The 18,001-nt window shown below is 69.9% G+C and carries 14 protein-coding genes; 4 read left to right on the forward strand and 10 right to left on the reverse strand.

The window, feature by feature from the left end; genetic code table 11:
- The first annotated feature begins 31 nt into the window (after positions 1 to 31).
- Entirely contained in the window at positions 32 to 895 is an 864-nt protein-coding gene (locus tag E4T13_RS04240; protein ID WP_170984789.1) for an alpha/beta fold hydrolase, read from the forward strand.
- On the opposite strand, the gene E4T13_RS04245 is transcribed toward E4T13_RS04240, so the two are convergent.
- The 8 genes from E4T13_RS04245 to E4T13_RS04280 all read right to left on the reverse strand — a co-directional run bounded on the left by E4T13_RS04245 (position 885) and on the right by E4T13_RS04280 (position 13,300).
- Positions 885 to 6,614 carry a calcium-binding protein gene (locus tag E4T13_RS04245; RefSeq protein ID WP_170984790.1) on the reverse strand — a complete coding sequence of 1,910 codons (5,730 nt, stop codon included), beginning with the start codon at positions 6,612 to 6,614 and terminating at the stop codon, positions 885 to 887. The two genes, E4T13_RS04240 and E4T13_RS04245, sit on opposite strands and share 11 nt — an antisense overlap.
- Positions 6,615 to 6,874: 260 nt before the next feature.
- Positions 6,875 to 7,753, reverse strand: coding sequence for an NAD(P)-dependent oxidoreductase (locus E4T13_RS04250; RefSeq protein WP_137176967.1), 879 nt, complete (start codon positions 7,751 to 7,753; stop codon positions 6,875 to 6,877).
- Between the two features lie 6 nt (positions 7,754 to 7,759).
- Positions 7,760 to 8,497 (reverse strand): ABC transporter ATP-binding protein, encoded by a 738-nt coding sequence (locus tag E4T13_RS04255; RefSeq protein WP_240790981.1) that lies wholly within the window; start codon positions 8,495 to 8,497, stop codon positions 7,760 to 7,762.
- A complete protein-coding gene (locus E4T13_RS04260) occupies positions 8,487 to 9,212 on the reverse strand; it encodes an ABC transporter ATP-binding protein (protein WP_137176969.1) in 726 nt (241 codons plus the stop codon). The genes E4T13_RS04255 and E4T13_RS04260 overlap by 11 nt, the downstream gene beginning before the upstream one ends.
- Positions 9,209 to 10,189, reverse strand: coding sequence for a branched-chain amino acid ABC transporter permease (locus E4T13_RS04265; RefSeq protein ID WP_137176970.1), 981 nt, complete (start codon positions 10,187 to 10,189; stop codon positions 9,209 to 9,211). The genes E4T13_RS04260 and E4T13_RS04265 overlap by 4 nt, the downstream gene beginning before the upstream one ends.
- The gene (locus E4T13_RS04270) at positions 10,186 to 11,067 is read right to left on the reverse strand and encodes a branched-chain amino acid ABC transporter permease (protein WP_137176971.1); all 882 of its coding nucleotides are present in this window, start codon (positions 11,065 to 11,067) and stop codon (positions 10,186 to 10,188) included. Before E4T13_RS04270 ends, E4T13_RS04265 begins: the two co-directional genes overlap by 4 nt.
- Before the next feature lie 22 nt (positions 11,068 to 11,089).
- Positions 11,090 to 12,361, reverse strand: coding sequence for an amino acid ABC transporter substrate-binding protein (locus E4T13_RS04275; RefSeq protein WP_137176972.1), 1,272 nt, complete (start codon positions 12,359 to 12,361; stop codon positions 11,090 to 11,092).
- A 33-nt stretch (positions 12,362 to 12,394) separates the two neighbouring features.
- The gene (locus E4T13_RS04280) at positions 12,395 to 13,300 is read right to left on the reverse strand and encodes a dioxygenase (protein WP_137176973.1); all 906 of its coding nucleotides are present in this window, start codon (positions 13,298 to 13,300) and stop codon (positions 12,395 to 12,397) included.
- Positions 13,301 to 13,460: 160 nt separating this feature from the next.
- Between E4T13_RS04280 and E4T13_RS04285 the strand changes: the two genes are divergently transcribed.
- On the forward strand, positions 13,461 to 14,501 hold the full coding sequence (locus E4T13_RS04285; RefSeq protein WP_137176974.1) for a uroporphyrinogen decarboxylase family protein: 1,041 nt from the start codon (positions 13,461 to 13,463) through the stop codon (positions 14,499 to 14,501).
- 36 nt (positions 14,502 to 14,537) lie between these two features.
- Here E4T13_RS04285 and E4T13_RS04290 read toward each other — a convergent pair whose 3' ends face one another.
- Together E4T13_RS04290 and E4T13_RS04295 are read right to left on the reverse strand one after the other, a co-directional pair.
- On the reverse strand, positions 14,538 to 15,041 hold the full coding sequence (locus E4T13_RS04290) for a ferritin-like domain-containing protein (protein WP_137176975.1): 504 nt from the start codon (positions 15,039 to 15,041) through the stop codon (positions 14,538 to 14,540).
- Between the two features lie 94 nt (positions 15,042 to 15,135).
- Positions 15,136 to 15,825 carry a GntR family transcriptional regulator gene (locus E4T13_RS04295; RefSeq protein ID WP_137176976.1) on the reverse strand — a complete coding sequence of 230 codons (690 nt, stop codon included), beginning with the start codon at positions 15,823 to 15,825 and terminating at the stop codon, positions 15,136 to 15,138.
- 117 nt (positions 15,826 to 15,942) lie between these two features.
- Between E4T13_RS04295 and E4T13_RS04300 the strand changes: the two genes are divergently transcribed.
- On the forward strand, positions 15,943 to 16,941 hold the full coding sequence (locus E4T13_RS04300) for a tripartite tricarboxylate transporter substrate binding protein (RefSeq protein WP_137176977.1): 999 nt from the start codon (positions 15,943 to 15,945) through the stop codon (positions 16,939 to 16,941).
- Complete coding sequence (locus E4T13_RS04305; RefSeq protein ID WP_137176978.1) at positions 16,938 to 17,993, forward strand: ketopantoate reductase family protein; 1,056 nt, start codon at positions 16,938 to 16,940, stop codon at positions 17,991 to 17,993. The genes E4T13_RS04300 and E4T13_RS04305 overlap by 4 nt, the downstream gene beginning before the upstream one ends.
- Positions 17,994 to 18,001 lie beyond the last annotated feature (8 nt).

Consider the following 18,001-nt stretch of genomic DNA (forward strand, 5'->3'; position numbering starts at 1 on the left):
AATCGCGAAGGATCGAGCGGGGAGCATGGCCATGCGGCACCAACCGACGCGCGCCGAGCACGAGGAAGGCTGGCTGCGCAGCAGTGACGGCATCGCATTGCGCTACGTGATCGACGACTTCACGCCGCCCTGGCGCGATCCCGAAACCATCCTGCTACTGCATGCCAATATGGGCTCGCGCAATCGCTTCCGGCGCTGGGTTCCCGCGCTCGCCGGCGCCTATCGCGTGGTGCGATGGGACATGCGCGGCCATGGCGCTTCCGGATTGCCGGGACCCGACGCGCAGCTCTCGATCGAGCGGCTGACACAGGATGTGGTTGAACTGCTGGACCATCTGGGCCTCGCGCGCGTGCATCTCGCCGGATCCTCCACCGGCGGGATCATCGGGCTCCATGCCGCCGCGACAGGGCCCGAGCGCGTTGCCACCCTCGCCAGCTTCGCCGCGCTGCCTGGGTTGGTCGGCGCCGCCGGGCACGAACGCTACCTCGCCTGGACGGAGCGGCTGGCGGCCGAGGGCGTCGGCAAGGTGCTCTCCGAGACGATCCATCACCGCTTCGGCGACGACGCCGATCCCGCCCTGCTCGACTGGTTCATCGCAGACGCCGCACGCAACGATGGGCGCTTCGTCGGCCGGCTGCTGCGCATGCTGGCGGGGGTGGACCTGGCTCCCCTGCTGCCGGGCATCGCCTGTCCCTGCCTCTTCGTCGTCCCCGGCGCGGATCCTGAGCAGTCGCCGGAAGACTACGCCAGGCTGCGCGGCGTGCCCGACCACCGCTTCGTGGTGATGCCGGGCATGCGCCACAACATCACCGACGCGGAGCCGGAACGCTGCACGGCGGAGCTTCTAGCCTTCCTGCGCGACGTCGCGGCGCGCCCGGCGCCGCTCACGCGATGAGCAGGATGTCGGCCGCCGTCAGCGCGGGCTTGGTGTCGAGCGTCGCCACCACCACCGCTGCTTCCGCGCCCGTGCCGTCGGCGTCGAAGGCAAGCAGGCCGGTCGGCGCGACATAGACGAACTGCGCCGCGGCGGCGTTCGGCGCATCGGCTGCGAAGCTCGCCGCCGCCAGCACACCGGCGGGCAGCAGCCCGCCGAAGCCCGACGCCGAGATCACGATCAGGTCCTCGCCCGGCGCGAAGTCGGTGATGCGGTCACCGCCCTCCAGCAGCCCATCGAAGCGGAACTGGTCCGCACCGGCGCCGCCGGTCAGTGTGTCGTTCAGCGCACCGCCGACGAGCAGGTCGGTGCCTTCACCGCCCAGCAGGCGGTCGCGCCCTTCCCCGCCCCGCAGCGTGTCCGCGCCGTTCAGCCCACTCAGCACGTCGTTGCCGTCGAGCCCGTTCAGCAGGTTCGCCTGCGTCGTGCCGCTGATCGCGTTGCCCAGCGCATTGCCGGTGCCGTTCAGCGCGGCGTCGCCCATCAGGACCAGGTTCTCGACATTGGCGGCCAGGCTGAGGCTCACGCTCGACCGCACGACGTCGATCCCGGCATCCACCGCCTCGATCACGACATCGCTGGCGCTGTTCACCAGATAGACGTCGTCGCCGGCGCCGCCCTGAAGCGTGTCGGCACCGATGCCGCCATCCAGCGTGTCGGCGCCATCCGCCCCGTCCAGCACGTTGGCGCCGCGATTGCCGACGATGCGGTTGTCGAGCGCGTTGCCAGTGCCATCGATCGCCGCCGTGCCGCTCAGCAGCAGCCATTCCAGATGGTCGCCCAGCGTCCAGCCGATCGTGGCGACGACGGCATCCAGCCCGCCCCCCGCATCCTCCTGGATCACATCACCGGCATCGTCCACGGCGTAGTTGTCGTTGCCGGCGCCGCCCTGCAACAGGTCCGCCCCGGTGCCGCCTTCCAGCGTGTCGTTGCCATCGCCCCCCTGGAGGGTATCCGCGCCGGCAAAGCCGAACAGTCGGTTCGCCGCGCCGTTGCCCTGCATCAGGTTGTCGAGCAGGTTCCCGTTGCCGTTCACGGCCTCCGTGCCGGTCAGCACAAGGCGCTCCAGCGTCGGGCGCAGTGCCCAGGTCATGTCGGACAGCACGGTGTCCACGCCACCATCGATGGCCTCGACGATGATGTCGCCGAGGGTGACCAGGAAGACGTCGTTGCCTTCGCCGCCGATCAGGCGGTCCACGCCGATGCCGCCATCCAGCGTGTCCGCGCCGATCCCTCCATCCAGCGTGTCGGCGCCGGCCTCGCCGGAAAGCAGGTTGTCATGCGCGTTGCCGATCATCCGGTTGTCGAGGCTGTTCCCGGTGCCGATGCTCGCCAGGCCGCCGAGTGTGAGGTTCTCCACCCAGGCGCCAAGCGTCCAGTTGATGACCGCGCCGACCAGATCCACGCCGCCATCCGGCGCCTCCACGACGACGTCGGCGATGTTGTCCACGGCATAGACGTCGTTGCCGTTCCCGCCTTCCATGCGGTCCGCGCCGCTGCCGCCGTCCAGCGTGTCGTCGCCCTCGCCGCCCTGCAGCGTGTCCAGGCCGCCAAGGCCGCGCAGGCGGTTCGCGGCGCCATTGCCGACCATCAGGTTCGCGAGGCCATTGCCGATGCCGCCGACAGCCTCCGCGCCGACCAGTTCGAGATTCTCGACCTCGGCCGCCAGCGTCCAGGTCACCGCCGTGCGGACGGTGTCGGTGCCTTCCTGGCCGTACTCCACGATCTGATCGGAGAGGCTGTCGACCAGATAGAGATCGTCGCCCGCGCCACCGGCCATGCTGTCCGCCCCGGCGCCGCCATCCAGCGTGTCGGCATCCTGGCCGCCCTCCAGCCGATCCGCATCCGCGCCACCGAACAGGCTGTCGGCGCCGGTGCCGCCGGAGATCGTATCGGCGCCGGCACCGCCATCGACCGTGTCCGCGCCATGCCCAGCGCTGATGCTGTCGGCACCCTCGCCTGCATCGATGGAATCGGCGCCGGCCAGGGCGATGATCGTATCGGCACCTGCGAGACCCAGGATGGTGTCGTTCAGGATCGTGCCGATCAGCGTGGCGTCGTCGCCTGGCGTGCCTTCCAGCAACACGCCGCTGAACCCATCCGAGACCTGCACGACCTCGTCGTTGAAGATGACGATCTCGATGTCGTAGAGCACATCCGTCTTGTCCGGCGTGCCTTCCACGTTGTCGTAGATGGTCATGCCGGTCTGGTCGCCGACCACGGTGTAGAAGGCGCGGCTGCCACGGAACACCGCGATGTCCTCGCCGGCGCCACCGCGGAGCGTGTCGAAGCCGCCCCATCCGGTCAGCGTATCCGCACCCTCGCCGCCTTCCAGGCTGTCATTGCCGTCGCCGCCATAGAGCGTGTCCGCGCCTTCGCCGCCGAGCAGCGTCTCCGCCTGGATCCACCCGATGACCGTGTCGTCCCCGATGCCGCCATCGAGGAAAGCGCCGGCAGCACTGCCGGAGAGGCGGGAGATCAGGTCGTTCCCCTCGCCACCCTGCACCGTGGCCGCGCCGGCGACGTAGCGGATCACGTCGTCATCCGCGCCGCCATCCAGCACGCCCGTGCCGGTGAGCGTATCGGCCCCTGCTTCGCCGTACGCCGCATTCACGCCGTTCGAATCCTCGATGGAGTCGGCGCCGTTGCCGCCCTGCAGCGTGTCCGCGCCGAGGCCGCCGAACATGGTGTCGTTCTGCGTGCCGCCGAACAGCAGGTCGTTCTCGTCGCCGCCATCCATGATGTCGTCGCCGGCGCCGCCATCCAGCGTGTCCGCCGCGATACCGCCATTCACGGAATCGTTGCCATCGCCCGCGTCGATGCTGTCCGCGCCGTCCTGGCCAAGCAGGCGGTCGTGGCCCGCCAGGCCGAACAGCACATCCGCGCCCTCGCGCCCCTCCACCAGGTCGCCGAGTGTCGTGCCGTACAGCGTGTCCGCGTCCGGTCCGCCGATCACCAGCGCACCCGCATTGCTGGGGGTCGGCACGAACAGCACGTCATCGGCGAAGACCAGCGTCTCGACGCCGCGCAGCCGGTCGTCGCCATCCGGCGAGAGGAAGCGGTTGTCCAGCACCAGATAGTCGCCGCCATCGCGCGCGATGGTGTAGCGCTCGAGCCTGCCGGTGAGCAGCGCCCGGTCGTCGCCGGCGCCGCCGTCGATGGTGTCCGCGCCGCCGCCGCCTTCGATCGTGTCTGCGCCCTCGCCGCCATCAATGCTGTCGGCCCCGTCCGCCGCATCCAGCGAATCCGCGCCCGTGCCGCCGAACAGCACATCGGCGAAGCGGGTTCCAGCGATGCTGTCATCGTCAGCCCCGCCGTCCAGCACGGTGCCGTTCAGGTTGCCGGACAGCCGCAGCATGCGATCATTGCCGGCGCCGCCGAGCACGGTCGTCGTGCCGGAAGCGATGTAGTGCAGCACGTCGTTGCCATCGCCACCGTCGAGCAGGCCGAGGCCGCTCAGCGTGTCGGCGCCGCCCTCGCCGTGGAAGCTGTTCCAGCCCTCGTCGTCGAAGAGGGTGTCCGCCCCGTCCCCGCCCTCCATCGTGTCAGTGCCCGCGCCGCCGAGCAGCCGGTCATTCTCGGTGCCGCCGCGCAGCAGGTCGTCGCCATCGCCGCCGAGCAGCGTGTCGTCCGCGCTGCCCGCATCGGCGGTATCGTTCCCGTCCCCGCCGTTCAGCAGGTCGCGGCCGCCCGCCGCGTCCAGGCTGTCGTTCCCCGTCTCGCCTTCCAGCCGATCGTTGCCCTCCAGGCCACGGAGCGTGTCGTCGCCGGCGCGCCCGAGGATCCAGTCGTAGAACGGCGTGCCTTCGATCAGGTCACGGTCCGGCGTGCCGATCAGGAGGTAGCCATCGAAGCTCATGTCGGCGACGAAGTAGGTCTTGCCGCCGAAGACCAGCGCCTCCACGCGGTCGAGGAAGTCCACGCCATCGGGGCTGGAATCGCGGTTGTCGAAGACGGCCAGGCTCCGCCCACCATCCTCGTCGGTGCTGCGCAGCAGGATCGTGTAGTTGCCGATGTCGCTGCCGAAGACGACGACGTCGTCGCCCTCGCCGCCATCGATCGTGTCGTCGCCGAACCCGGCATCCATCGTGTCGTTGCCGGCGCCGCCTTCCATGACGTCGTGGTCGCGGCCGGCATCAAGCGTGTCGTTCCCGGTGCCGCCGCGCAGCGTCTCGGCGAAGCTGGTGCCGAAGATCGTGTCATCGTCAGCGCCGCCATCCAGCAGGGCGCCGCCACCCGTCACGGTGTCACGCGAGATGTAGTCGCGGCCGGCGCCGCCATCCACGGTCGTCGCGCCGGAACCGAGATACCGGATGACGTCCTCGCCCTCGCCACCCATCAGCAGGCCGATTCCGTAAAGCGTGTCGGCGCCAATGCCGCCATCCATCGTGTTGGCGCCTGACCGGTCCTCCAAGATGTCGGTGCCGATGCCGCCGACGAGCGAATCCGCGCCGATCTCGCCCAGCAGCGTGTCCGCGCCATCGTCGCCGACCAGCGTGTCGCGTCCGTTGCCGCCCACCAGCAGGTCCGGCGCGCCTTCGCCGAGCAGAAGGTCGGACCCAGTGCCGCCCAGCAGCGTGTCGCCGTCGCTGCCGCCGAGCAGCGTGTCCGGCCCGCTGAGACCGGAAAGGCTGTCCGCGCCGAGGAAGCCCGAGATGCTGTCCTCGGCCGGCCCGCCTTCCAGCGTATCGGGTCCATCGCCGCCGATCAGAGTGACGCCACCACCGGGAGCGAGGATGACGTCGTCATCCGCGAAGCTCGCAACCTCCACGTTGCGAAGGATGTCCGTGCCATCCGGGGAAGCGGGGCGCAGGTCCTCGATGGTCACGGTGCCCGCCAGCGTGTCCACCGTGATCGCATAGTCCGCCAGGTTGCCGGAGAACATGGCGACATCGGTGCCGCTGTTGCCGTCCAGGCTGTCATGGCCCGCGCCGCCGCTGAGCGTGTCGGAACCGGCGCCGCCATCCAGGCTGTCGTTCTCCGTGCCGCCGCTCAGCGTGTCCGCGTCGTCGCCGCCGTCGAGCGTGTCGTTGCCGACGCCGCCCGAGAGCGTGTCGGCGCCAGATCCGCCGCCGAGGCTGTCGCTGCCATTCGCTGCATCCAGCGTGTCGGCGCCCGCGCCGCCGAACAGCGTCTCCGCGCCCGCCGTGCCGATCACGGTGTCGTTGTCGTCGCCGCCATCCAGCACCACGCCGCCGGCCGTGCCGGAGTAGCGCGCGATGTGGTCGTCGCCGGCGCCGCCCTGCACGGTGGTGCCGGGCCCTGCGACATAGCGCAGCACATCGTCGCCAGCGCCGCCGTCGAGCAGGCCGACGCCCGTCAGGCTGTCGGCGCCATCCTCGCCGAACATGGCGTTGGCCTGCTCGAAGTCGGTCAGCCGGTCATTGTCCGCGCCACCCTGCAGCGTATCGGCGCCGGCATTGCCCATGAGGGTGTCATGGCCGCTGCCGCCGATGATGACGTCGTCCTCGGTGCCGCCTTCCAGCGTATCCGCGCCGTGTCCACCATCGATCGTGTCGGCGCCCGATCCACCGCTGCCGACATCGTTGCCCTCGCCGGCCTCGATGCTGTCATTGCCGCCGAAGCCGGACAGCCGGTCGTTGCCACCGAGACCGATCAGCGTATCGGCATCCGCGCCGCCATCCAGCACGTTGTCGAGTTCATCGCCAATGTCCGGCATGACGTGCCACCACCCGCATGTATCGTGTTGCGTGGACATGCCGGGCAGGTCCGCCCGGCCGCCCAGTGGACCGACCATCGGGGGTCCAGGCGGCGCAAGCAATCGTTATGGCTTCAAACAGACATCTCCTTCCCGATACTGACAATGTGAGCATGCCGCACGGGCCAAAGACACGGACGCCCTCCGGGAAGCAGCGGGGCAATGGCGCGTAATATAAGAAAGTTTTCTACATGGCCAGGGGATACGGACGCGGCGCGCTGTCAGCCGTTTCCATCGCTGAGACGGAAGAAATCCGCGTTGCCTTCTCCCCGGTCCTGCAGCGCCGCGTAGCCGGCGCGGACCATCGCGCTGAGCGGTGCGGTGAGCCCGGCCTCCCGCGCAACAGCGAGCGCCAGGTCCAGATCCTTCCCGAGCAGGTCCACCGAAGCCGCCGGCGTCCAGTCCCGCGCCTTCAGCGCCTCCGCTTTGTAGGCCAGCAGCGGCGAGGCCACGACGCTCTGCGCCAGCGCGTCCACCACGGTGGCGCGCGGCAGGCCGAGCGTGGTGCCGAAGGCAATCGCCTCGCCCAGCAGCGCGGGCATGGCGGCCACCACCATGTTGACCAGCAGCTTCACCACCCGCGCCTCCTCGGCCTCGCCGAGATGCAGGCGCTTGCTGCCGAGGACATCGAGCACGGGCGCCGCGCGATCCAGCGCTGCCCGCGGGCCGGAGACGAAGAAGGCGAGTTGACCGGCCGCTGCCGTCTCCGTACTGCCGGAGACCGGGCAGCGCAGGTAGCCTGCGCCGCGTGGCGCCAGCGACTGTGCCACGCGCGCGGAGACGGCGGGCGACACCGTGCTGGTGTCCAGATGCAGCAGCCCCGGATGCGCGGCCTGTGCAACGCCGTCCGGTCCTGCGATGACGGCTTCAAGCGCCGCGTCGTCCGGCACGGCGGAGATGCTGATCATTGCCTGCCGCGCCGCTGCCCCGGGTGTCTCCGCCGCTGTCGCGCCGAGCGCGAGCAGCGATGCAAGGCGAGCGGGATCGCGGTCGCACAGGGTCACCGCCGCCCCTGCCTCGATCAGCCGCCGAGCCATCGGCGTGCCCATCCGACCGACGCCGATGACTGCAATCCGCCAGCCATGGAGACTTGTCGCCATGTGGCCTCAGACCCCGAGATAGAATTTCCGAACGAGCTGATTGTCGTTCAGTTCGGCCGCTGAGGCGCCCGCGAACTCGATGCGGCCATGCACGATGACATAGCCGCGGTCGGCGATGCGCACCGCCTGCTGGAAGTTCTGCTCCGCCATGAGCACGGTCAGGCCGAGCCGCTTCTGCAACTCCGCGATCTTCTCCATGGTGCGCGCGACCAGCACCGGCGCCAGCCCCACCGACGGCTCGTCCACCAGCAGGATGCGCGGCGCGGCCATGATGGCGCGGCCCAGCGCCACCATCTGCTGTTCTCCGCCGCTCATGCTGCCCACGGCCTGGCGACGGCGCTCCTTCAGGCGCGGGAAGCAGTCGTAGCAGAAGTCGAGGCTGCGGTGCCGCTCAGGCCGCGCGGCGGCGCGCCAGGCGCCGAGCAGCAGGTTCTCCTCGACGCTGAGCCGCGGAAACAGGCGCCGGCCTTCCGGCACCAGCACGATGCCGAGTTCCACGATCTGCTCGGGCGACAGGCCGACGAGATCGATGTCGCGCCCGTCGAGCGAGGCACGGATACTGCCCTGCGCCGGCCGCAGCAGCCCCATCACGCACCGCATCAGCGTGGACTTGCCATTGCCGTTGGTGCCGAGCAGCGCCACCGTCTCGTTGGTGTCCACGCGGACGGAGACATCCTCCAGCACGCGCACCGCGCCGTAGCCGGCGTGCAGCCCGCTGATCTCCAGGCTGGCGCTACCGACCAAGATAGGCCTCCTCGACCTCCGGCAGCGCGAGCACGGCGCGCGGCGCGCCATCGGCGATCTTGCGGCCGGCGACAAAGACCACCAGGCGCTCGGAGAACTCCGTCACGGCGCGCATGACGTGCTCGATCATGATCACCGTCGTGCCGAGCCTGTTCAGGCGGAACAGCAGGGCGAGGATCTGGTCCACCTCGGCATGCGAAAGCCCCGCCATTGCCTCATCCGCCACCAGCAGGCGCGGACGCAGCGCGATGGCGCGGGCGAGTTCCAGGCGGCGCTGATCCACCTGCGTCAGCTCGCGCGGCCGCAGCCGCGCCTTGCCGGCGAGTTCCACCGCTTCGAGGCATTCCAGCGCCCGCGCCTGCACGGCGGTGTGCGTCTTCGGTCGGTCCGGGCCGAACAGCAGTGGCACGCTGACATTCTCCAGCACGCTCATGCTGTGGAACGGTCGCGGCAACTGGAAGGTACGCGCCAGGCCCAGATGCCCGCGCTCATGCGGCGTCAGGCGCGCCAGCCTGCGGCCATCGAAGACGAAGCTGCCGTCATGCGAGGGAAAGGCGCCGCCCAGGCAATTGACGAAGGTGCTCTTGCCCGACCCGTTCGGCCCGATCAGCCCCAGGCGCTCTCCCACGCGGACCTCCAGGTCCACATCCTGCAAGGCGACGAAGCCGCCGAAGCGCTTGCCGACGCGCTCGGCTTTCAGCAGCACGGCGCTCACCGGTGTCCGCCCTTGCCGAACAGGCCGAGGATGCCGCGCGGCGCGGCGACGACAAAGACCACCAGCACCACGCCGACGATCATCAGGTTGGCCGCGGAGGAGATCGTCACCGTCGCCGCCTGTTGCAGGGACGCCAGCAACACCGCCCCGATCACCGGTCCCAGCCAGGTGCCGGCGCCGCCGATCAGTGGCATGGCGATGGCGTTCACCGAATAGGCAAGGCCGAAGGCCGATTCCGGGTTGAGGTAGCCGGCGTAGTAGGGCAGCGGTGCGCCGGCCACCGCCATGAGCGCCGCGCTGAGCGTCGTTGCGATCAGCTTCAGCCGCAAGGTGGGCACGCCCGCGGCCTCCGCGGCGCGCTCGTCGTCGCGCAGCGCAGCGAGCCCCCGGCCTACACGGGAGAGTTCGATCCAGCGGGCGACACCGACCGCCATCACCGACAGTGCCAGCATGACGACGAACAGGAATTCGCCGTAGCTGGCGAAGGGCGGGATGGATTGCGGCCGCACCACATAGGCGCCCCGGGAGCCGCCCACATAGCTCCAGTTCACGACGACGGTGTGCAGCAGTACTGCCAGGCTCAGCGTGGCAATGGCGAAATACACGCCGCGCAGCCGCAGCGTCAGGTAGCCCGTGCCCAGCCCCACCAGCGCGCCGATCCCGGCGGCAGCGACGATGCAGGGCAACAGGTCGAGCCCGAAGGCCTTCCGCAGCGCGACCGTGGTGTAGGCGCCCACCGCCATGAAACCGGCCGCGCCGAAATTCACATAGCCCGCATAGCCGCCGAGGATGTTCCAGGCGGTCGCCAGCACGACGTATTGCAGGATGAAGTAGCCGGCGAACCAGGCGTATTCGTTGCCGACCAGCCGCAACCCCACGACAAGCGCGGCCGAGAGTAGCAGCGCCCCGGCCCAGAAGCCGAGATGATTGCCGCCGGCGCGCGGCAGGCCCAGATCCGCCGCAGTCCGCCGGCTCATGTCGCCTTCCCGAACAGGCCTTGCGGGCGGAAGGCGAGCACCAGCAGCAGCGCGCCGAAGGCGACAGCCGGCGACCAGGAAGGGCCGTACAGCGCCGCCGTCACGTTCTCCGCGACGCCGAAGGCAAGCGCCGCGAGCACGCAGCCGGCGATGCTCGCCATGCCGCCCATGATGACGATGGCGAAGACGCGCCCGATGAACACATGGCCGGCCCAGGGATCGATCGGCTGCACCACCACAAGCGCGCCCCCTGCCAGCCCGGCGAACGCGACGGAGATGCCGAAGGCCAGCCGCTTGATGCGCACGGGGTCGATCGCCAGCAATCGCAGCGCCTCCGGGTCCTGCGCCACGGCGGCGATCGCGCGGCCGGTGAAGCTGTAGCGCAGGAACAGCAGCAGCGCCCCGATCGCCGCCAGTGCCGCAACGGCCGGCACCAGCATCCGCAGCGGCAGGTCGATCTCGCCCAGGAACCAGGTGACATAGGCATAGGGCGGCTCGACGAAGCGCTGGTCCGCGCCGAAGCTCATCACCAGGCCGACCTCGATGATGAACATCAGGCCGAAGAAGAACGCCAGGCCCTGCAACGCCTCGTCGCCGCGCCGTTCGAAGAAGCGGTGATAGGCGGTGTAGATGCCGGCACCCAGCAGCCAGAAGGCCGGCGCCAGCAACAGCGCCGCCAGCAGCGGGTCCAGCCCCGTCATGCCGGTCAGCACGACCACGGCGAAGGCGCCCAGCACCATCAGCGCGGGGTGCGCGATGTTGACGATGTCCAGCATGCCGAAGGAGACCGCGAGACCCACCGCCGCGGCAGCGTAGAGGCTGCCGAGCAGGAGTCCCGAGACCACCGCGTTCAGCAGCAGCGCGAGCTCGGGATCCATACCGGGATGTGCGCGCCGGCGATCAGGTGTTCCCGGCGCCGTAGGGCGTGCGGAGCTGGCCGGAGCGGTAGCGCGGCGGATAGAGGATCACCTGCGTGCCCGGCTGCGCGAAGCGCTGGAGGTTGCCGTCCGTCACCCCCTGGAACTGCACGTAGAGGTTCCGCTCCTCGGTCCATTCGCCAAGCTGGTCGAAGCGCAGCGGGCCGATCACCGTATCGAACTGGTTCGCATGCATGTCCGCCGCCAGTGCAGCCTGGTCGATCCGCCCGACTCGCCGCACCGCCTGTTCCAGCACCTGCATCTGCGAATAGGCCAGCGGCGGCACATAGAGGCCGAGGCGGTCCACATTCTCGCGCTCCGCCACGGCCCGATAGCGCGTCAGCAGCGCGTCCACGCCGGGGAACTGCATGGTCGGCTCCGGCGCATAAACGTCCCAGTTGACCATGTTGTTCAGGATCGGGCCGAGCTGCGCCTTCAGCGCCGCGATCTGCGGCCCGATCATCGCGCCGCCGAACATGCGCGCGGAGAGCCGCGCCTCGCTCGCCGCGCGCAGCAGGCCGACGGAATCCGGCGGATAGGAGCTGATGTAGATCAGGTCCGGCCGCGCCGCCTGGATGCCGCGGATGATCGGCGAGAAATCCACCGTGCCCGGCGGGTATGACCGGTCGTAGACGATGCGCAGGCCGAGCTGCCGCGCCAGGAAACGCGCGCTTTCCACCGATCGCTGGGAGAAGTCCGCATCCAGCGCGGCGATGGCGATGCTGCGCGGCTTCGGGTCCATCGCCATGGCGATGTCCATGTAGCCCTTCGCGAAGGTCTCCTTGATGTTGGAGCCCACGGGGCAGATGTTGAAGTGCTTGTCGTAGCGGAACTCGTGGTTCACGCCGGTGCCGAGCAGCGTGACGAACACCATGTTCCGCTGCATCACCACCGGCATCGCCGGCGCGATGATCGCCGTCGCGTAGCCCGATACGACGAGATCGACCTTATCCACGTCGATCAGCTTGGTGTAGATGCCCGGCACCTGGGCGCCGTTGCTCTGGTCGTCGTAGTGGACCAGTTCCACGGGTCGGCCGAGCAGTCCGCCGCGGCTGTTCACGTCCTGCGCCCAGATCTGATGGGTGACGAGCGCCGGCCGCCCGTTTCCGGCCAGGCCGCCGGTCAGCGACATGGAATAGCCGATGCGCAGCGGCGGCCCCGAAGGCGCCTGCGCCGCGGCAGGCCTTGCGCCAGCAGCAGCAGCAGCGGCGGCTGCGGAAAGCCGGCCCAAGCCCCGGCGTGTCATGCGGTCCATTGATTCTCTCCTCCCTGATCGGCGCGCGGCGCTTCAGCCGGCAGGCACAAGCTTGGATGGATCTGATCCGACCCGCCCGCCGCTGCCATCCGTCTCGCGCGAGAGCGTGAAGTCATAGCGCACGCTCGGCATCCTCGGCACCGGGGCATCCGGCAGATCCGTGCGGTCGGTCACCACGAGCGACTTGGAGACGCCGAAGACCGTGTCGCTGTCCACATGCTTGTCGTCGCCGAAATACAGCGCCGTCACCAGCTCCCGGTAGCCCGGCGCGGCGACGAGGATGTGGATATGGGCGGGCCGGAAGCCATGCCGGCCCTGCTTGCGCACCAGCTCGCCGACCGGCCCATCCATCGGGATGGAGTAGCCGAGCGGTTTCAGCGTGCGGAAATGAAAACGCCCCTCCGCATCGCAGCGCAGCCGGCCCCGCATCTCCATCACCTCGGGGTCATGCGCCTGCAGGTCGTACATCCCCTCCGCATCGGTCTGCCACACATCGACCCAGGCCCCGCCGATGCCCTTCCCCGCGGAGTCCGTGACCTGGCCGTAGAGCATGATCTCCGGCCCCTGGGAGCGCTGCGCGATGCTGCCGCCAAGCGCAATCTCCGGTGCCTGTTCGCGGAAGAATGGGCCGAGCAGGCTGGTCTCGGTGCCCGCGGCTTCGCGCCCCTGCGAGTCATGCATCACGTTCACCAGGCGCGACAGGCCCAGCGTGTCGGACAGCAGGATGAATTCCTGCCGTATCGGCGTGCACATCTGGCCGACGGCGGTGAGGAAGGCGATGCCCTTGAGCCATTCCTCGGGGGTGAGGTTCACCTCGCGCGCGAATGCGTGCAGGTGGCGCACCGCCGCCTCCATGATCTCCCGCAGGCGAGGGTCGGGCGTCGTCGCCATCTGGGCGATGACGGCATCGGTGACGTTCTCGGCGTTCAGGTCCTGCACGGCTTCCTCCTGCGGCGGCGCCTAGCGGGCCGCCCCGCCGCTTTCTAGCGCGCCGCAAGCCTGCGTGCCACAGGCTGCGCCGGTCAATGGCGGGCAGCGCCCTTGTGCGGCCAGGCGGCCCGTCCCATCCTCCGGCCGCGCCGGCGTGCGAGGAGACGACATGACGCGACTTCCCCTTCTGCCCACCACCGTCGTCGGCAGCTATCCTCAGCCGGCCTGGTTGGTGGACCAGTCGGTGCTGCGCAAGAACAACGTCGTGCCGCGCGTGCGCCTGAAGGAGATCTGGCGCGTGCCCGAGGATGCGCTGGAGCAGGCGCAGGACGACGCGACGATCATCGCCATCCGCGACATGGAGCGCGCGGGGATCGACATCATCACCGATGGCGAGATGCGGCGCGAAAGCTACTCCAACCGCTTCGCCCTGGCGCTGGATGGCGTGGACGTGGACGCGCCCGCGGTCGTGGTCGGCCGCATGGGCAAGCCGACGCCCGTGCCTCGCGTGGTGGGGGTGCTCCGCCGGCGCCATCCCGTGGAGGTGCGGGACGTGCAGTTCCTCTGCGCGAACACCGACCGTACCACGAAGATCACCCTGCCCGGCCCCTTCACGCTGTCGATGCAGGCGAAGGACGAGCATTACGGCGACGAGGAAGCCCTTGCCATGGCCTATGCCGAGGTGGTCGCCGAGGAAGCCCGTGACCTGAAGGCGGCGGGCGTGGACGTGATCCAGCTAGACGAGCCGTGGCTGCAGGCGAAGCCGGAGCAGGCGAAGCGCTATGGCGTCAAGGCGATCAACCGTGCACTGGAAGGTGTCGGCGGCCCGACCATCGTGCATCTGTGCTTCGGCTACGCCGCGGTGGTGAGCGAGAAGCCCTCAGGCTACTCCTTCCTGCCGCAGCTTGCCGACAGCAGCGCCACCCAGATCTCCATCGAGGCGGCGCAGCCGAAGCTCGACCTCGGCATGCTGCGGGATCTCTCGACAAAGACGATCATGCTCGGGGTGCTCGACCTCGGTTCTGCCGAGGTGGAGAGCGCCGAGACGGTCGCGACGCGGCTGCGCGACGGGCTGCGCCACGTGGCGGCGGAACGGCTCGTCGCGGCACCGGATTGCGGCATGAAATACCTGCCGCGCGATCGCGCCTTCGGCAAGCTTCGGGCGCTGGCCGAAGGCGCGGCGATCGTGCGGCGCGAACTCGCGGGGTGAACCATCGGCGCTGGCGCATGCCGGCGCCGTGCAGGCTCAGGCCGCCTTGCGGTTGACGCGCGCCTCCGCCACCTCGCTCAGCTTGCGGTCGGCGGCGTATTCCTCGTCCAGGTTCTGTTGCAGCACGGAGGCGCAATCGTTCCGCCCGAGCTGCTTGGCGAAGGCGATCAGCGTGCCGTAGCGCGTGATCTCGTAGTGCTCCACCGCCTGTGCGGAAGAGATGATCGCGGCATCTGTCACCTCGTTGTCGTTGGCGACGCCGAGGATGTCCTTCGCCTCCTCGAGGATGCCGTCCATGGCGGCGCAGGTGGTGCCCTTGACCGGCTGGTCGTGCATGCGGAACACCTGCTCCAGCCGCGTGATGTGGTTCTGCGTCTCGCTCAGATGGTGCTCCAGGCCCTGCTTCAGCATGGGATCGGAAGCCTTGCGGATCATGGTCGGCAGGTTCTTCGCGATCTGCTGCTCGGCATAGTAGATGTCCTGCAGCGTATGGACGAAGAGATCGTCAAGCGTATTGATCTTTTTCGAGAACAGGCCCATCGCGTCGGCACTCCTTTGGCTGGCGTTGCGGATAGCTCCGGGCGGACGGGCAAGCCCACCCTGAGCCGCACCAACGCCTCGCCTCACCGCCGGTTCAGGCTTGTTCCCGCGCTTGCCCCGCAAGCCGCCCCAGCACGTCCGCGGTCCGCGCCAGGTGCCGTTCGATCACCGCCTGGGCCGCGGCGGCGTCCCGGCTCGTCAGCGCCGTCACCAGGTCCCAGTGATCCGCCTGCTGCACGGCGATGCCGAGCTCGGTGGCGAAAGCCCGCACGTAGCGCTCCACATTGGTCCGCTGCACGCGGATCAGCTCCACGAGACGCGGCCAGCGAGAGGCCGCATGCACACCGTCGTGGAAGGCGGTGTTCAGCGCCATCCAGCCCGCGTCGCGCCCGCGGGCGCGGTCCATGCGCTGCAGGATCCTGCGCAGCCGGCCGAGTTCCATGTCAGAGATGCGCTGCGCCGCCTCGCCCACGGCCAGGCGCTCCAGGGCGATGCGGATGGCGAAGAGTTCGCGGAAATCGTCGGCCGAGAGCCGCGTGACCTCGACGCCGCGATAGGGCAGCACGCGCACCAGCCCCTCGGCCTCGAGCTGCTTCAGCGCGTCGCGCACCGGCGTGCGGCTGACGCCGTGCTGGGCCGCGATCTCCTCGATGTCGAGCCGCGCTCCGGCGGCCACGCGCCCGCGCAGGATGCCTGCCCGCAGGGCGGCGGCAACCGCTTCCTGCCGGCTCGGAAAGCCGCCCGCGAACGGAGTCGCCTTGCGCTGCTGCGGAGACACTGCCATGCTCGATTAATATATTACGTATCGCGCCAGTGAAAGAGCGCGACGCACCGGCAGGGGAGCCGCAGACACGGTCCACTTGGCGCCGCAGCGCCGAAACATCTCCAGGGAGACAGCTTCATGCCGAACACGCCCGCCTGCCTGCCTCGCGGCCTGACGCGCCGCACGGCCCTGCTTGCGCTCGGCGCGACGTCCCTCGCGGGTCGCGCACAGGCGCAGTCGGATTGGCCAACACGGCCGATCCGCATCCTCGTCGGCTATCCCGCCGGCGGCGCCAACGACCTTGTCGCCCGCGCCGTCGCGCAGCCGCTGTCGGAGACGCTGAAGGTGCCCGTGACGGTGGAGAACCGCACCGGCGCCGCCGGCACGATTGCAGCAGATGCCGCCAAGCGCGCCGCACCGGATGGCGAGATCCTCTACATGATGTCGAGCGCCCAGGTGCTGGCGCCGGCGGTGCGCAAGGATGTCGGCTTCGATCCCGTGGCGGATTTCACGCCGATCGCGCTCTGCGCCTCCGCGCCCTATTTCCTCGTCGTCCACAACAGCGTGCCGGCGCGCAACGTGGCGGAGCTGGTCGCGCTGGCGAAGGCCCGGCCTGGGCAGCTCAGCTTCGCCTCATCCGGCGTCGGCGCGGGGCCGCACCTCACGTCCAGCCTGTTCATGGCGGTCGCTGGGATCGAGATGAACCACGTGCCCTATCGCGGCGACGCGGATGCGATGGTGGACCTGACGGCTGGGCGCGTGCAGGTCTCCTTCATCTCCGTCGCGCCGACCTGGCCGCATATCCAGTCCGGCGCGTTGCGCGGGCTCGCCGTCTCCAGCGCCGAGCGGATCGCGCTGGCGCCGAACATCCCGACCGTCGCCGAAAGCGGGTACGCGGGCTTCGACATGGGCGCCTGGTGGGGGCTGGTCGGGCCGAAGGGCCTGCCGCGCCCGATCGTGGACAAGGTGGCGAATGCGGTGCGGCCGATCCTGGATGCGCCGGCCTTTGCACAGCGCTTCGCCGACCAGGGCGTGACGCCGGGCAAGCTCGGCCCCGACGCCTTCGCGCAGCGCATCGCGCAGGACAAGGAGCGGTTCGCGGATATCGTCCGCCGGGCCGGCATCAGCCCGTCGTGACGGAAGCGCCGTCGCGCGTCGCGCTGCTCGGCGGCGGCGCCGTCGGCGGCTTCGTCGGCGGCAGCCTCGCCGCGGCGGGACACGACGTGCTGATCCTCGACGGCTGGCCCGACAATGTCGCGGCCATCCGGGAGGACGGCCTGCTGCTGGCCACGCCGGAAGGCGAGCAGCGCAGCCGCCCGCAAGCGCACCACCTGAACGAGGCGCATCTGCTGCGGCGCTTCGCGCCGGAGGTCGCCTTCCTCACGGTGAAGCTCTACGACACGGATTGGGCGGCGGCGCTGCTCGCCACCTGGCTGCCGCCGCATGTGCCCGTGCTGACACTGCAGAACGCGCTGGTCGAGGAACGCGTCGCCCACGCGCTGGGCCATGGCCGCGTGCTCGGCGCGATCGGCAGCGGGCTGGACGTGGCGCTGGTCGCGCCCGGCGTGGTGCGGCGCAGCCGCAGGCGCGGCGCTGCCGGCGGCGCGGTGTTCAAGATCGGCGAGATGCATGGCCGCCGCACGCCGCGCGCCGAGCGCATCGCCGCGCTGCTCGGCGCGGCAGACACCACGATGGTCACCGCCGACCTCTGGACCGAGCGCTGGTCCAAGCTGTCGCAGAACACGATGACGACCGGCCTCTCCGGCCTGACGGGGCTGTCGCTCAAGCAGGTCTATTCGCGGGACGACACGCAGCGCGTTGCGATCGGGCTGGGTGCCGAGGTGCTCGCGCTGGGCGAGGCGCTGGGCTTCCGCCTGGAACGCCTGTTCGGCGAGCCGCCGGAGACCTGGCGCCGCGCCGCCAAAGGCGATGCCGAGGCCACGGCGGCGGCGAAGGCGGCGATGGCGAAGCAGGCCGCGAGCATGGCGGAGGGCGGCATGTCCGGCACCCTGCAGGACCTGACCAAGGGCCGCCCGACCGAAGTCGCCTTCTTCAACGGCTATGTGGCGCAGGAAGCCGCGCGGCTCGGCCTGCCCGCGCCGACCCATGCGCGCATCGCCGCCCTGATCGCCGAAGCCGAGGCTTCGCGCCTCGCACCGGCCGAGTCCAACATCGCCCTGATCGCCTGAACAACGGA

Origin of the sequence: Roseomonas sp. AR75, assembly GCF_005222815.1 — a bacterium.
Classification (GTDB): domain Bacteria; phylum Pseudomonadota; class Alphaproteobacteria; order Acetobacterales; family Acetobacteraceae; genus Falsiroseomonas.

Bases quoted from the DNA above. Each gene is read 5' to 3' on its own strand.
- E4T13_RS04240 (WP_170984789.1), top strand. From the start codon at position 32: ATGCGGCACCAACCGACGCGCGCCGAGCACGAGGAAGGCTGGCTGCGC.
- E4T13_RS04245 (WP_170984790.1), bottom strand. From the start codon at position 6,614: ATGCCGGACATTGGCGATGAACTCGACAACGTGCTGGATGGCGGCGCG.
- E4T13_RS04250 (WP_137176967.1), bottom strand. From the start codon at position 7,753: ATGGCGACAAGTCTCCATGGCTGGCGGATTGCAGTCATCGGCGTCGGT.
- E4T13_RS04265 (WP_137176970.1), bottom strand. From the start codon at position 10,189: ATGAGCCGGCGGACTGCGGCGGATCTGGGCCTGCCGCGCGCCGGCGGC.
- E4T13_RS04270 (WP_137176971.1), bottom strand. From the start codon at position 11,067: ATGGATCCCGAGCTCGCGCTGCTGCTGAACGCGGTGGTCTCGGGACTC.
- E4T13_RS04275 (WP_137176972.1), bottom strand. From the start codon at position 12,361: ATGGACCGCATGACACGCCGGGGCTTGGGCCGGCTTTCCGCAGCCGCC.
- E4T13_RS04285 (WP_137176974.1), top strand. From the start codon at position 13,461: ATGACGCGACTTCCCCTTCTGCCCACCACCGTCGTCGGCAGCTATCCT.
- E4T13_RS04290 (WP_137176975.1), bottom strand. From the start codon at position 15,041: ATGGGCCTGTTCTCGAAAAAGATCAATACGCTTGACGATCTCTTCGTC.
- E4T13_RS04295 (WP_137176976.1), bottom strand. From the start codon at position 15,825: ATGGCAGTGTCTCCGCAGCAGCGCAAGGCGACTCCGTTCGCGGGCGGC.
- E4T13_RS04300 (WP_137176977.1), top strand. From the start codon at position 15,943: ATGCCGAACACGCCCGCCTGCCTGCCTCGCGGCCTGACGCGCCGCACG.